The organism is Streptomyces sp. YJ-C3, assembly GCF_053891275.1.
Genome location: NZ_CM132685.1, coordinates 6,037,577 through 6,051,421 on the forward strand (window position 1 = coordinate 6,037,577; position 13,845 = coordinate 6,051,421).

The 13,845-nt window shown below is 70.6% G+C and carries 11 protein-coding genes; 3 read left to right on the forward strand and 8 right to left on the reverse strand.

Annotation, left to right across the window (positions count from 1 at the left end):
- Positions 1-4: 4 nt before the first annotated feature.
- Positions 5-451 (reverse strand): DUF948 domain-containing protein, encoded by a 447-nt coding sequence (locus ACVHNB_RS26985; RefSeq protein WP_428955959.1) that lies wholly within the window; start codon positions 449-451, stop codon positions 5-7.
- A gap of 187 nt (positions 452-638) precedes the next feature.
- On the opposite strand from ACVHNB_RS26985, the gene ACVHNB_RS26990 reads away from it, so the two are divergent.
- Positions 639-2,855: an ATP-binding protein gene (locus tag ACVHNB_RS26990; RefSeq protein WP_456226111.1), complete on the forward strand. Its 2,217-nt coding sequence runs from the start codon at positions 639-641 to the stop codon at positions 2,853-2,855.
- A gap of 30 nt (positions 2,856-2,885) precedes the next feature.
- Here ACVHNB_RS26990 and rpsD read toward each other — a convergent pair whose 3' ends face one another.
- From rpsD to ACVHNB_RS27020, 6 genes are all read right to left on the reverse strand, one after another.
- A complete protein-coding gene (gene rpsD, locus ACVHNB_RS26995) occupies positions 2,886-3,500 on the reverse strand; it encodes a 30S ribosomal protein S4 (protein ID WP_428955957.1) in 615 nt (204 codons plus the stop codon).
- Positions 3,501-3,853: 353 nt separating this feature from the next.
- Positions 3,854-4,606, reverse strand: a complete 753-nt coding sequence (locus ACVHNB_RS27000; protein ID WP_428955956.1) for an HNH endonuclease family protein — start codon at positions 4,604-4,606, stop codon at positions 3,854-3,856.
- Positions 4,607-4,643: 37 nt separating this feature from the next.
- Complete coding sequence (locus ACVHNB_RS27005; RefSeq protein ID WP_428955955.1) at positions 4,644-5,999, reverse strand: replication-associated recombination protein A; 1,356 nt, start codon at positions 5,997-5,999, stop codon at positions 4,644-4,646.
- Positions 6,000-6,044: 45 nt separating this feature from the next.
- Positions 6,045-6,686, reverse strand: a complete 642-nt coding sequence (locus ACVHNB_RS27010) for a vitamin K epoxide reductase family protein (protein WP_428955954.1) — start codon at positions 6,684-6,686, stop codon at positions 6,045-6,047.
- A 147-nt stretch (positions 6,687-6,833) separates the two neighbouring features.
- Positions 6,834-8,099, reverse strand: a complete 1,266-nt coding sequence (hisS, locus tag ACVHNB_RS27015) for a histidine--tRNA ligase (protein WP_428955953.1) — start codon at positions 8,097-8,099, stop codon at positions 6,834-6,836.
- Between the two features lie 13 nt (positions 8,100-8,112).
- Complete coding sequence (locus ACVHNB_RS27020) at positions 8,113-8,826, reverse strand: MBL fold metallo-hydrolase (RefSeq protein ID WP_428955952.1); 714 nt, start codon at positions 8,824-8,826, stop codon at positions 8,113-8,115.
- Positions 8,827-9,004: 178 nt separating this feature from the next.
- Between ACVHNB_RS27020 and ACVHNB_RS27025 the strand changes: the two genes are divergently transcribed.
- Entirely contained in the window at positions 9,005-9,859 is an 855-nt protein-coding gene (locus tag ACVHNB_RS27025) for a peptidylprolyl isomerase (protein WP_456226112.1), read from the forward strand.
- A gap of 136 nt (positions 9,860-9,995) precedes the next feature.
- Positions 9,996-11,228 (forward strand): DUF349 domain-containing protein, encoded by a 1,233-nt coding sequence (locus tag ACVHNB_RS27030; protein WP_428955950.1) that lies wholly within the window; start codon positions 9,996-9,998, stop codon positions 11,226-11,228.
- A gap of 71 nt (positions 11,229-11,299) precedes the next feature.
- Here the strand turns inward: ACVHNB_RS27030 and ACVHNB_RS27035 are convergent, their stop codons facing one another.
- Complete coding sequence (locus ACVHNB_RS27035) at positions 11,300-13,813, reverse strand: RelA/SpoT family protein (RefSeq protein WP_428955949.1); 2,514 nt, start codon at positions 13,811-13,813, stop codon at positions 11,300-11,302.
- Between the last annotated feature and the right edge of the window lie 32 nt (positions 13,814-13,845).

Here is a 13,845-nt window from a genome sequence, read left to right on the forward strand (position 1 = left end):
TGGGTCAGTCCCTCTTATTCCGGTTGGCCCGCTTGGCGCGGCGCGACTCCGGGACCGTGCGGCCCACGATCACGGTACGACGGGTCTGCTTGGCCGGCACGTCCTTGGCGCGGCCGCCGATGGCCCGGCGCACCCCGTAGCCGAACGCGGCCACCTTGACCAGCGGGCCGCCGAAGGTGGAGGCCACGGTGGAGGAGAGCGCCGACGCGTTCGACGTGACTTCCTGGACGTCGGTGGCGATGGCGTCGACCCGGTCGATCTGCGTCTGGGCGGAGCGCACCGCGGCGGAGGCGTCGGCCAGCAGCGGGACGGCCTGCTCGGTCACGTCCGCGACCAGCTTGGTGGTCGCCCTGAGCGTCTGGGCCAGCCTCGCGAGCGCCACCGCGAGGAAGGAGACCAGGATCGCCCAGAAGACAGCCACCAGGATCCCGGCCACCTCTCCACCGGACACTTGGCACCGCTCCCTAGCTTGTTGCCGTCTGCTGTCGTCGACCGACCGCTGCCGAACATCAAAAAAGTCGTCCCCCGAGCCTATCGCGCCCCGCCCCGCACTCCGTACCGCATTCCGGCTCCGCGTGGGGGCACTTCGCCCGGAGCGATTGTACGGACTGCGTACGGATGAGTACGCTCCGTACCTCATGCAACGCTCTCTGCGCCCCGACGACATGCCGGCCGGTCCCCCGCGCCCCGGCAACCTCCCCCATGAAATGAACCGTTTCGTCGGCCGGGCGGCCGAACTCGACGCCCTGCAAGGGAATCTGGCGGCCACGCGCCTGGTGACGGTCACCGGTGCCGGCGGTGTCGGCAAGTCCCGGTTCGCCGCGCATGTCGTCCCCCGCACCCCGCGGGAGCTGTGCAGGGACGGTGTGTGGCGGGTGGAACTGGCGGCGGTGCGCCGGCCCGAGCTCGTCGAGTACACGGTCGCCGAGGCGCTCGGTCTGACCGATCACACCACGCGCCCGCCGCGCCAGGTACTGGTCGAGCATCTCGCCGAGCGTCAACTCGTGCTCGTTCTGGACGGGTTCGAGCATCTCGTGGACGCGTGCGCCGCGCTCGTACGGGATCTGCTGCGGGCCTCGCCCGGACTGCGGGTCGTCGCGGTGGGCCGCAGGCCGCTGAACCTGGCGGGCGAGCAGTTGTTCCCGCTGTCCCCGCTGACGGCGCAGGACGCGGCGGAGCTGTTCGCGGACCGGGCGACGGCGCTGCTGCCCGGCTTCCGCCTGGACGACGGCCGTCATCTGGTCGACGTCCTGGAGGTGTGCCGGCGCCTGGACTGCCTGCCGCTGGCGGTGGAGCTGGCGGCGGGCCGGCTGCGGGCCCTGTCTCCGGCGCAGCTGGTGGAGCGCCTCGACGACCGGTTCCGGCTGCTGACGGGCGGCGGGCGGGACGCGCTGCCGCGCCACCAGACGCTGCGGACGGCGATCGGCTGGAGCCATGAGCTGTGCACGGCGCCCGAGCGGCTGCTGTGGGCGCGGCTGTCCGTCTTCTCCGGGCAGTTCGACCTGGAGGCGGCCGAGTACATCTGCAGCGGCGAGGGCCTGCACACGGACACGGTGCTGGACGTGCTGCACGAGCTGCTCGCGCAGTCCGTGGTGATCCGCGAGGAGTCCGCGGCCGGGGTGCGCTACCGGATGCTGGACACCGTGCGGGCGTACGGTGCCGAGTGGCTGGAGCAGATCGGCGACAGCGGCCGGATGCGGCGCCGGCACCGCGACTGGTACATGGGCCTGGCGACCTGGTGCGAGCTGGACTGGTTCTCGCCGCGGCAGGGCGAGGTGGCGGAGCGGATCGACGCGGAGCTGCCGAATCTGCGGGCGGCGCTGGAGTTCTGCCTGACCGAGCCGGGCGAGTCGCACCTGGGCCAGTATCTGGCGGGCACGCTGTGGTTCTACTGGGCGGGCTGCGGGCGGCTCACGGAGGGGCGGCACTGGCTGGACCGCAGCGTCGACCTGGAGGAGCCGGCCGAGGGGGGCGCGGCGTCCGAGTACGGCGCCTCGCGGCTCAAGGCGCTGTGGGTGCTCGGTTACGTGGCGATCCTTCAGGGCGACACCGTGCCCGCGCTGGCCGCGCTGCAGGAATGCCACGACGAGGCGGAGCGCGGCGGCGACGCGACGGCGCTCGCGTACGCCGTGCACCGCACCGGCTGCCTGGCCCTGGTCACGGACGACATGCCGCGCGCCGAGCAGCTGCTGCGGGCGGCGCTGGCCAGCTACCGCGAGATCGGCGAGCTCAACAGCAATGTGCTGATGGGCCAGGTCGAGCTGGCGATGGCGCTGTCGTTCCAGGGCGAGCTGGCGGAGGCCGTGGCGCTGTGCGAGGACGTACGGCAGGTGTGCGAGGACCACGGTGAGCGCTGGACCATGGCGTACGCGCTGTATGTGCTGGGGTACGCGGCGTGGCACGCGGGCGATCCGGTCCGGGCACGCGCGCTCCTGGAGGAGTGCCTCGCCATCGACCACGAGTTCCACGATCTGCTGGGCACGGTGCTCGCGGTCGAGCTGCTGGCGCTGATCACCGTGACGGAGGGGGATGCCCCGGAGGCCGCGGTGCTGCAGGGCGCGGCGGCCCGGATCTGGCCATCGGTCGGGCTGCCGCTGTTCGGTTCGGGTCACTACAACGAGCCGCATGTGCGCTGCGAGACGCGGGCCCGGGAGGCGCTGGGCGATGCCCGGTTCGACGAACTGAAGCGCGCGGGCGAGCGGTTGGGGCACGACGAGGCGGTGGCCCGGGCGCTCGGCCGGGGCGAGCGGTGGATCGTGCCGGCGCAGGTGCCGCGCCTCGCCCGTGCGGCCGCCCCGGAAAAGCGTGAACCCGCCGCCTCCCCCACCGCGAACGGCGGGGAGACGACGGGCTGAAACGCAGGGTGAGCTACGTCCGCTGGTCGGTCAGCGGGCGTAGTACTCGACGACGAGCTGCTCGTCGCAGATCACGGGGATCTCCTTGCGGTTCGGGTCACGGTCCAGGCGGAAGGCCAGGGCCTTCAGGTTCACCTGGAGGTAACGCGGGGTCTCGCCCTCGGGGGCGAAGCCACCCTCACGCGCGACCTCGAACAGCGGCTTCTTGCGGCTGCGCTCGCGGACCATCACGACGTCGTCGGGACGGACACGGAACGAGGGCTTGTCGACCTTCTGGCCGTTGACCTCGATGTGGCCGTGGACGACCATCTGACGGGCCTGGTAGATCGTGCGGGCGATGCCCGAACGCAGAACCAGGGCGTCCAGACGACGCTCGAGCTCGACGACCAGAGCCTCACCCGTCTTGCCCTCGACCTTCTTGGCGCGGTCGTAGGCGCGGGCGAGCTGCTTCTCGCTGATGTCGTACTGGGCGCGCAGACGCTGCTTCTCGAGCAGACGGACCTTGTAGTCCGAGTTCTGCTTGCGGCCGCGGCCGTGCTCGCCCGGCGGGTAGGGGCGGGCCTCGAAGTACTTGACGGCCTTCGGGGTCAGCGCGATGCCGAGGGCACGCGACTTCTTGACCTTGGGGCGGGACTGGTTCGCCATGAACCAAACACCTCATGTTTCTGATGCGAATACGGCTTCACCAGGGTTAGGGGAGGTCGCATCCGCAGCTCGGGAAACCCCTCCATCGCGAGGATGGGTGGGCAGCCGCTCCCGGGTCTGGGCACATACGTGCAGCACGCGAGTGGCCCACCGACCTGTTCCCGGGGGTACCGGGAGGGTGGTGGGCTGCCCGCGACACCTTCGAGGTGCGCGACGCTCCTGGATCCCCTGTGCCTTGCGGTTCGGGGGATCCGGCTGGATGTCCCGCTCTGGTGGTGCCGGTTTCCCTTTCGGGAGACCGGGCGCGGGACGCAGCACTTCGCAGAAGTCTACCGGATCGGCCGGGGGCCGTTTCACTTCGGGCAGGTGGCCAGCAGATCCTGCAGGGCCAGCTTCTCCGGGGCGGTCACCGTCAGCTTGTACTTGTGCTTGATCCCGGTCCAGCGGCGCCCGTACTCGCACCAGTAGGCCCGGTTCGGCGGCTTCCACTTGTCGGGGGTCCGGCTGCTCTTCTCGTAGTTCGTGGTCTTGTCCGCGGCGAGCAGGACGTCGAGGTCGTTGGCGTACGTGAGCCGCTGCTGCGGGGTCCAGGCGTAGGCACCGGCCCGCCAGGCGGCGCCGAGGGCGACGACGTGGTCGGTCTGGATCTGGGAGGCACGGCGGTAGTAGTACGGCAGGTCCTTGCCGGTGTACGGGTCGTGGAGCGTGCCGGAGATCACCACGCAGGCGTTGCGGTCGCCCTCGCGCAGATCGCTGAGGTCGCGCCGCAGGACGTCGTCGCGGGTGTCGCACCCGTTGCGCCCGCCGGGGGCGTCCACGGCGTCGCTCCAGCCCTCGCCGAACTCGCTCCGCTTGTACGTCTGCCAGTTCTTGCCCCAGGCGACGGCGAGGGCGGCCAGCTGGCTGCGGGCCTCGGCCGGGCTCGGCGGGAAGCCCTTGCTCGCGAGGGTCTGCGGGGTGGGCGTGAGGGTCGGTGCCGCCGGCTTCGACGAGGCGGCGGGGCTGCGCCGGGCGTCGCCCCGGTCGAGCTGAGGCGGCGTACAGGAGACGGCACAGGCCAGCACGAGCACCGCCCCTGTGGCTCCCCGTCGCACCGCTCTGCCCATAGACCGAGGGTAAGTGGATCACTCCGGGGCGGCGCGCTCAGCCGCCTTCGCCGCGCAGCCGCTCCCTGACCCGCTCCACGACGTCCGCGTACCGCGCCTCGGCGCCGTAGCGCGTGGGCTCGTAGTAGCGCCGTCCGGCGATGGCGTCCGGCGCGTACTGCTGGGCCGCGATGCCACCGGGCACATCGTGCGGGTACACGTAGCCCTGGGCGTGGCCGAGCTTGGCGGCGCCCTTGTAGTGCCCGTCGCGCAGGTGCGCCGGGACGGGCCCGGCCAGACCCTTGCGGACGTCCTCCATCGCGGCGCCGATCGCGGTCGTCGCCGCGTTCGACTTCGGGGCCAGTGCCAGGGCGATCGTGGCGTGGCTGAGGGTGAGGGCCGCCTCCGGGAAGCCGATCATGGCGACGGCCTGGGCGGCGGCGACCGCGGTGGGCAGCGCCGTCGGGTCGGCGAGGCCGATGTCCTCGCTGGCCGAGATCATGAGGCGGCGGGCGATGAAGCGGGGATCCTCACCGGCCTCGATCATGCGGGCCAGATAGTGCAGCGCCGCGTCGACGTCCGAGCCGCGGATGGACTTGATCAGGGCGCTCGCCACGTCGTAGTGCTGGTCGCCGTCCCGGTCGTACTTGACCGCCGCGCGGTTGACCGTCTCCTCGACGCTTTCGAGGGTGATGGTCCCCTCGTCCTTGGCGATGGCCGCTCCGGCGGCGGCTTCCAGGGCGGTCAGCGCGCGGCGGGCGTCACCGCCGGCGACCCGCAGCAGGTGCTCCTCGGCGTCGGGTGCGAGCTCGACCGCACCGGCCAGACCCCGCTCCTCGGTGAGTGCCCGGGCCAGCAGGCCGCGCAGGTCGTCGTCCGTGAGCGGCTCGAGGGTGAGCAGGAGGGAGCGCGACAGCAGCGGGGAGATCACCGAGAAGTACGGGTTCTCCGTGGTGGCTGCGATCAGGGTCACCCAGCGGTTCTCGACGGCGGGCAGCAGGGAGTCCTGCTGGGCCTTGCTGAAGCGGTGGATCTCGTCGAGGAAGAGGACGGTCTCCTTGCCGTGGCCGCCCATCGCGCGCCGGGCGCCCTCGATGACGGCGCGGACCTCCTTGACGCCCGCGGTGATCGCGGACAGCTCCACGAACCGCTTGTTCGTCGCCTTCGAGACGACGTACGCCAGGGTCGTCTTGCCGATGCCCGGCGGGCCCCACAGGATCACGGACGACGCCCCGGCCGGGCCGGATCCGCCCTCGCCGACCAGGCGGCGCAGTGGCGATCCCTGCTTCAACAGGTGCTGCTGGCCGACGACTTCGTCGAGGGTGCGCGGGCGCATCCGTACGGCCAGGGGACTCGCGGACGGGTCCTTCTCCTGGCGGTCTTCGGCTGCGGCGGTGAACAGGTCGGGCTCCACGTCGAAAACCCTATGTCACCGCACTGACAACGCCGCGGGCAGCGGTCAGGCCCAGAGCTTGTCGCCCCAGCGCGTGAAGATCAGCACGGCGACGATGCCGATGTGCACGACGGGCAGCGCCCAGGTGAAGTCGGCGAAGAACGTCTTGAGCCAGCGCGGCGCCGGCAGGAAGTCGTTGCGGATGTTGGACGACGTGACGTACCAGAACATCAGGATCGTGGCGACCCACGCGAGGGAGCACCACAGGCACAGCGCGTTGATCCGGTACAGCGACTGGAACTGCAGCCAGGTCACGAATCCGACGCCGAAGAGGCAGCCCGCGTTGAACGTCAGCCAGTACCAGCGCGGGAAGCGGGCGCGGGCCAGCAGGCTCATGCCGACGCAGATCACGATGCCGTAGGCGACGAGGCCGAGCATCGGGTTCGGGAAGCCGAAGACCGACGCCTGGTCGCTCTTCATGATGCTGCCGCAGGAGATGACCGGGTTGATCGAGCAGCCCGGCGTGAAGTTCGGGTCCTCGAGGAGCTTGAACTTGTCGAGCGTGATGACCCACGCGGCGAGCACACCGGCCGCTCCGGTGATCACCAGGAGCAGCGCGAAGGCGCGGCTGCCGCCGACGGAGCGCGGGGCGTCCCCGGCACCTGAGTCGTGGGAGACGCTGTCGCTTGCTGTCGTCGTCTTGCTCATCACGCCGATCCGTAGGTGAGGTGTGTGGCCTGCGGGCAGGGTCATTGTGCCGCACGGGCCCCGGTCTTCACCGTTCGATGGACATAAGGACGGGCGCCCGGGAGGCGCGGAGCCCGAGGGCCCCGCGTCCCCTACGGGCCCGAGGCGTCACGCCCCGAGCTTGTCCTTGAGCACGGGCACGACCTCGGCCACCGCGACCGCCGTCTGCTCGCCGGACTCCATGTCCTTGAGCTGTACGACGCCCTCGGCGAGGTCCCGCTCACCGGCGACGATGGTGAAGCGCGCACCGGACCGGTTCGCGTTCTTCATGGCGCCCTTGAGGCCCTTGCCGCCGAAGGAGAAGTCCGCCGAGATCCCGGCCTTGCGCAGCTCCGTCACCTTGGTGAACAGCACACGGCGCGCCTCGTCGCCGAGCGGCACCGCGAACACGCTGGTGGTGGCGGGCAGTTCGAGCTCGACGCCCTCCGCCTCCAGGGCGAGGACCGTGCGGTCGACGCCGAGGGCCCAGCCGACGGACGGCAGTGAGGGGCCGCCGATCATCTCGGACAGGCCGTCGTAGCGGCCGCCGCCGCCCACCGCGGACTGCGAGCCGAGACCGTCGTGGACGAACTCGAACGTCGTCCGCGTGTAGTAGTCGAGGCCGCGGACCAGCTTCTCGTCGTCCTCGAAGGCGACGCCCTCGGCGAGGAGCAGCTCGCGCACCTGCTCGTGGTACGCCTTGCACGCGTCGCACAGGTAGTCGCGCAGCGAGGGCGCGCCCACGAGCTGCTTCTGGACGTCGGCCCGCTTGTCGTCGAGGACGCGCAGCGGGTTGATCTCGGCGCGGCGCAGCGTCTCCTCGTCGAGGTCGAGGCCGCGCAGGAAGTCCTGGAGGGCGGCCCGGTAGACGGGACGGCACTCCTTGTCGCCCAGCGAGTTCAGCAGGATGCGGAAGTTGCTGAGCCCGAGCGAGCGGTACGCCTGGTCGGCCAGGATGATCAGCTCGGCGTCCAGGGCCGGGTCCTCGGCCCCGATGGCCTCGGCGCCGACCTGGGAGAAGTGCCTGTACCGGCCCTTCTGGGGGCGCTCGTAGCGGTAGTACGAGCCCGAGTACCAGAGCTTGACCGGGAGGTTGCCCGCCTTGTGCAGGTTGGCCTCCAGGGCGGCGCGCAGCACGGACGCGGTGCCCTCGGGGCGCAGCGCGAGCTTGTCGCCGCCCTTGGTCTCGAAGGCGTACATCTCCTTGGTGACGATGTCGGTGGACTCACCGACACCGCGCGCGAACAGCTCGACGTTCTCGAAGCCGGGCGTCTCGATGTAGCCGTAGCCGGAGTTGCGCAGGGGCGTGGAGATCGCCTCGCGCACCGCGAGGTACTTCGCGGAGTCCGGCGGAATCAGGTCGTACGTGCCCTTGGGGGCCTGAAAGGTGCTCACGGGAGAAGTCTCTTCACATTCCTCGTCGGGGGGCCTGGGGCGAGTCCCCCTGGCCGGCGGCGGCCACCTGCCGCAGATACGGGTTGGTGGCGCGCTCCTGGCCGATGGTCGTCTGGGAGCCGTGCCCGGAGAGGACCACGGTCGAGTCGTCGAGCGGCAGGCACACACGGGCCAGCGATTCGAGCATGTCGTCCATGGAGCCACCGGGCAGGTCGGTGCGTCCGATGGAGCCGGCGAACAGCAGATCGCCCGAGAAGAACACCGACGGGATGTCCGCGGTCTCGGGCATCTGGAAGGCCACCGACCCCTTGGTATGGCCGGGCGCGTGCGCGACGGAGAAGTCGAGTCCGGCGAGCTTCAGCTGCGCGCCGTCGGACAGCTCCCGCACGTCGTCGGGCTCCCCCACGGTGAGCTCGCCCATCAGCGGCATGCCGATGGAGCGGCCGATGCCCTTCTCCGGGTCGCTCATCATGTAGCGGTCGGAGGGGTGGATCCACGCCGGGACGTCGTGCGCTCCGCAGACCGGGACGACCGAGGCGACATGGTCGATGTGCCCGTGCGTGAGGACGACCGCGACCGGCTTGAGCCGGTGCTTCCTGAGCGCATCCTCGACTCCCTGGGCGGCCTGGTGGCCCGGGTCGATGATCACGCACTCCTCACCGGCGGCGGGGGCGACCAGATAACAGTTGGTCCCCCAGGCCCCGGCCGGGAACCCGGCAATCAGCACGATCGTCCTTCGTATGTCGTCGAAACAGCGGTCACAGCCGTCACGGCCCTTGTTTCAGCGGAATGCGGCAGATCAGAGCCTACCGGCGCTGCCGTTTCCACAGCGAACCCATATACGGTACGGGGCACCAACCGACGGCCCGCAACCAAGGTCACGAGACGTACGAGGAGAACACCCGGTGGTCACCAAGGATCAGCGGCAGCGTCAGCTCGCCCGGGAGAAGTTCCTGCGCCAGCAGCAGCGGCGCGAGTCCGCGCGACGCAAGGCGCGCACCCGCAACACCGTGATCGCCGCGGTGCTCGCGGTGGCCGTCCTGGGCACGGGTGGCGCGTACGCCGCCGGGGCCTTCAAGGGCGACGACAAGAAGGCCAGCGCCGGCTCCGAGCCGAGCGCGAGCCCGTCGGCGTCGAAGGCGCCGGACCCGTGCGCGAAGCCCGCCGCGGGGAAGGCGAAGACGGCCACCTGGAAGAAGGAGCCGGCGATGACCATCGACAAGTCCGCCGACTACTCGATGAAGCTCGCCACGACCTGCGGCGACATCGGCATCGACCTGAAGGCGTCGGCCGCCCCGCACACGGTGAACTCGTTCAACTACCTGGCGAGCAAGGGCTTCTTCGACCACACCAAGTGCCACCGGCTCACCACCGAGGGCATCTACGTGCTGCAGTGCGGCGACCCGACGGGCACCGGGCAGGGCGGCCCGGGGTACACGATCCCGGACGAGAACCTGAAGGACTCCTCCCTGAAGAAGGCGGAGAAGACCCAGGGCACCCAGCTCTACACGTTCCCGGCGGGCACCATCGCCATGGCGAACACCGGGCAGAAGCACACGGGCGGCAGCCAGTTCTTCCTGGTCTACAAGGACAGCAAGCTCCCGGCGACGTACACCCCGTTCGGCACCATCTCCGATTCCGGGATGAAGGTTCTGAACAAGATCGCCAAGGCGGGCGCCCAGGCCGCGGACCAGGCCACCGGCAACACCGCGCCGAACGCGACCGTGGTGATCAACAAGGGGACCGTCACCAAGTCCTGACCTGCCAGCTGCCAAACTTCGGTCGCGCGGGATGCGGACAGCCGCCCCGCCGGTCGCCTATGTTGGCCGTGACGAAACTGTGGACGATGCCCGGGGGCCCACGAGTCCCCCGCAGGCATCATGTGGAGGAGGCGCTGTGAGCAGCGACCCGTGGGGCCGCGTCGACGAGACGGGGACCGTGTACGTGCGTTCGGCCGACGGCACTGAGCGAGTGGTCGGTTCGTGGCAGGCAGGATCCCCTGACGAGGCCCTGGCCTACTTCAAGCGCAAGTACGACGGTCTGGTCGTCGAGATCGGGCTCCTCGAGCGCCGGGTGCAGACGACCGACCTGTCGGCGAAGGACGCCACGACCGCGATCGAGCACCTGCGCGAGCAGGTCACGGACGCGCACGCGATCGGCGACCTGGACGCGCTGGGCAAGCGGCTCGACAAGCTGGTGGAGTCCGTCGAGTCGCGTCGCGAGGAGCGCAAGGTCCAGAAGGCCAAGCAGTCCGACGAGGCGCGGCACGCCAAGGAGGCGCTGGTCGTCGAGGCGGAGGAGCTGGCCCAGTCCGAGCAGTGGCGGGCGGCCGGTGAGCGGCTGCGCGCCCTGGTGGACACCTGGAAGGGTCTGCCGCGGCTGGACCGCAAGTCGGACGACGAGCTGTGGCACCGCTTCTCGCACGCCCGGTCGGCGTTCTCGAAGCGCCGCAAGGCTCACTTCGCGTCGCTGGACGCGCAGCGCGAGGAGGCCCGCAAGGCCAAGGAGAAGCTGGTCTCCGAGGCCGAGGCCCTGTCGAACTCGACGGACTGGGGCGCCACCGCGGCCCGCTACCGCGAGCTGATGACGGACTGGAAGGCTGCGGGCCGAGCGCAGCGCGAGCACGAGGACGACCTGTGGAACCGCTTCCGCGGCGCCCAGGACGTGTTCTTCGCGGCACGCAGTTCGGTCTTCGCCGAGCGCGACGCGGAGCAGGGCGAGAACCTCAAGCTCAAGGAGGAGCTGGCCGCCGAGGCCGAGAAGCTCCTGCCGGTCGAGGACCTGAAGGCGGCCCGTGCCGCGTTCCGCTCGATCAACGAGCGCTGGGAGGCCATCGGCCACGTGCCGCGCGACGCCCGCCCCAAGGTCGAGGGCCGGATGCACGCGGTGGAGCGCGCCATCCAGGAGTCCGAGGAAGCCGAGTGGCGCCGGACGAACCCGGAGGCACGCGCGCGTGCCGCGGGTCTGACGGGTCAGCTGCAGGCGGCCGTGGACAAGCTCTCGGGCCAGATCGAGCAGGCCCGCGCGCAGGGCAACAACGCGAAGGCGGACAAGCTCCAGAAGGAGCTGGACGGCCGCCAGGCGCTGCTCGACTCCGCGCTCAAGGGCCTGGAGGAGTTCGGCGGCTGACATCGTCAGCCCGTACGTGAAGGGGCCCCGGCACTCTCCAGTGCCGGGGCCCCTTCACGTACGGGCCGTTCTCAGGGCCTGCGCGCGGACGTCACGCGGTACACGTCGTACACGCCCTCGACACCCCTGACCGCCTTGAGCACATGCCCCAGGTGCTTCGGGTCGCCCATCTCGAACGTGAAGCGGGACGTGGCCACCCGGTCGCGCGAGGTCTGCACGGCCGCGGACAGGATGTTCACGTGCTGGTCCGACAGGACCCGGGTCACGTCGGACAGCAGGCGCGAGCGGTCCAGTGCCTCGACCTGGATGGCGACCAGGAAGACCGAGGACTGGGTGGGCGCCCACTCGACCTCGAGGATGCGCTCGGGCTCACGCGACAGCGAGTCGACGTTCACGCAGTCGCTGCGGTGGACCGAGACGCCGCTGCCGCGCGTGACGAAGCCGATGATGGGGTCGCCGGGTACGGGCGTGCAGCAGCGCGCCAGCTTCACCCAGACGTCGTCGACGCCCTTGACCACCACGCCCGGGTCGGCGTTCGAGCGGCGCTTGGAGCGGCCGCGCGACGGCGGTGCGCTCTCGGCGATGTCCTCGTTGGCGGCCTCCTCGCCGCCGAGCGCCTGGACGAGCTTCTGCACGACGGACTGCGCCGTGACATGGCCCTCGCCGATGGCGGCGTACAGCGACGAGATGTCGGGGTAGCGCATCTCGTGCGCCAGCGTCACCAGCGAGTCGCCGGTGAGGATCCGCTGGATCGGCAGGTTCTGCTTGCGCATGGCCCGCGCGATGGCGTCCTTGCCCTGCTCGATCGCCTCGTCGCGGCGCTCCTTGGAGAACCATGCGCGGATCTTGTTGCGGGCGCGGGGCGACTTGACGAAGCCCAGCCAGTCCCGCGAGGGACCCGCGCCGGCCGCCTTGGAGGTGAAGACCTCCACCAGGTCGCCGTTGTCGAGGGTCGATTCGAGCGGCACCAGCCGTCCGTTGACCCGCGCTCCTATGGTCCGGTGGCCGACCTCCGTGTGGACGGCGTAGGAGAAGTCCACCGGTGTCGCCCCGGCCGGAAGCGCTATGACGTCGCCCTTCGGCGTGAAGACGAAGACCTCGTTGCGCGACAGGTCGAAGCGCAGGGACTCCAGGAACTCGCCCGGGTCCTCGGTCTCCTTCTGCCAGTCGAGCAGCTGGCGCAGCCACGCCATGTCGTTGAGGTGGTCGTCCTTGCCGGTCGACCTGGGCGCGTCGCTGCGCACCTTGGAGGCGCCGGCGACGGCCTCCTGCTTGTACTTCCAGTGCGCGGCGATGCCGTACTCGGCGCGGCGGTGCATGTCGAAGGTACGGATCTGCAGCTCGACGGGCTTGCCGTTCGGGCCGATGACCGTCGTGTGCAGCGACTGGTACATGTTGAACTTGGGCATCGCGATGTAGTCCTTGAACCGCCCCGGAACCGGGTTCCAGCGGGCGTGGACCGTGCCCAGTGCCGCGTAGCAGTCGCGGACCGTGTCGACGAGGACGCGGATGCCCACCAGGTCGTAGATCTCCGCGAAGTCCCGGCCGCGGACGATCATCTTCTGGTAGACGCTGTAGTAGTGCTTCGGGCGGCCGGTGACGGTGGCCTTGATGCGGGCCGCGCGCAGGTCGGACTGCACCTCGTCGGTCACTATGGCCAGGTACTCGTCGCGCTTGGGCGCGCGCTCGGCCACGAGCCGCACGATCTCGTCGTACATCTTGGGGTAGAGGATCGCGAAGGCGAGGTCCTCCAGCTCCCACTTGATGGTGTTCATGCCCAGGCGGTGGGCGAGCGGCGCGTAGATCTCCAGGGTCTCGCGCGCCTTCTTCTCCTGCTTCTCGCGCTTGAGGTACCGCATGGTGCGCATGTTGTGCAGGCGGTCGGCGAGCTTGATGACCAGGACGCGGGGGTCCTTGGCCATGGCGACGACCATCTTGCGGACGGTCTCGGCCTGCGCCGCCTCGCCGAACTTGACCTTGTCCAGCTTGGTCACGCCGTCGACGAGCAGGGCGACCTGGTCGCCGAAGTCCCGCTTGAGGGTGTCCAGGCCGTACTCGGTGTCCTCGACGGTGTCGTGCAGCAGACCGGCCATCAGCGTCGCCGGGTCCATCCCGAGCTCGGCGAGGATCGTCGTCACGGCGAGCGGGTGCGTGATGTACGGGTCGCCGCTCTTGCGCTTCTGGCCGCGGTGCCAGCGCTCGGCGACCTGATAGGCGCGCTCGATCTGGCGCAGCGTGGACGTCTCGATCTTGGGGTCGTTGCTGCGCACTATCCGCAGCAGCGGCTCCAGGACCGGGTTGTACGGGTTCGAACGCTGCACGCCGAGGCGGGCGAGCCGGGCGCGGACGCGGTTCGACGAGCCGGAGCGGGACGCCGGCTGGTTCGCGGCGGCGCGGATGGCGGGCGGCGGCGTGGGGCGGGGCTGCTCGGCGGGAGGCTTGGGGCGTGGCTCCTCGGCCGCCTTGGCGCCGGGCGTGCTGGTGGGGCCCTGACCGTTCTTCGCGGGCGTGCCGGAGGACGCCGCGGGCTGCGTGGCCTGCTGGTCGGGCTTGGCGGCGGTGAGTGGCTTGGCCTCGTCTGGCAACGGCGCTCCTCGTGCGCGACGGGTCCCCCGTT

Excerpts from the sequence above, each read along its gene's own strand:
- ACVHNB_RS26990 (WP_456226111.1), top strand. The coding sequence starts at position 639 with ATGCAACGCTCTCTGCGCCCCGACGACATGCCGGCCGGTCCCCCGCGC.
- rpsD (WP_428955957.1), bottom strand. The coding sequence starts at position 3,500 with ATGGCGAACCAGTCCCGCCCCAAGGTCAAGAAGTCGCGTGCCCTCGGC.
- ACVHNB_RS27000 (WP_428955956.1), bottom strand. The coding sequence starts at position 4,606 with ATGGGCAGAGCGGTGCGACGGGGAGCCACAGGGGCGGTGCTCGTGCTG.
- ACVHNB_RS27010 (WP_428955954.1), bottom strand. The coding sequence starts at position 6,686 with ATGAGCAAGACGACGACAGCAAGCGACAGCGTCTCCCACGACTCAGGT.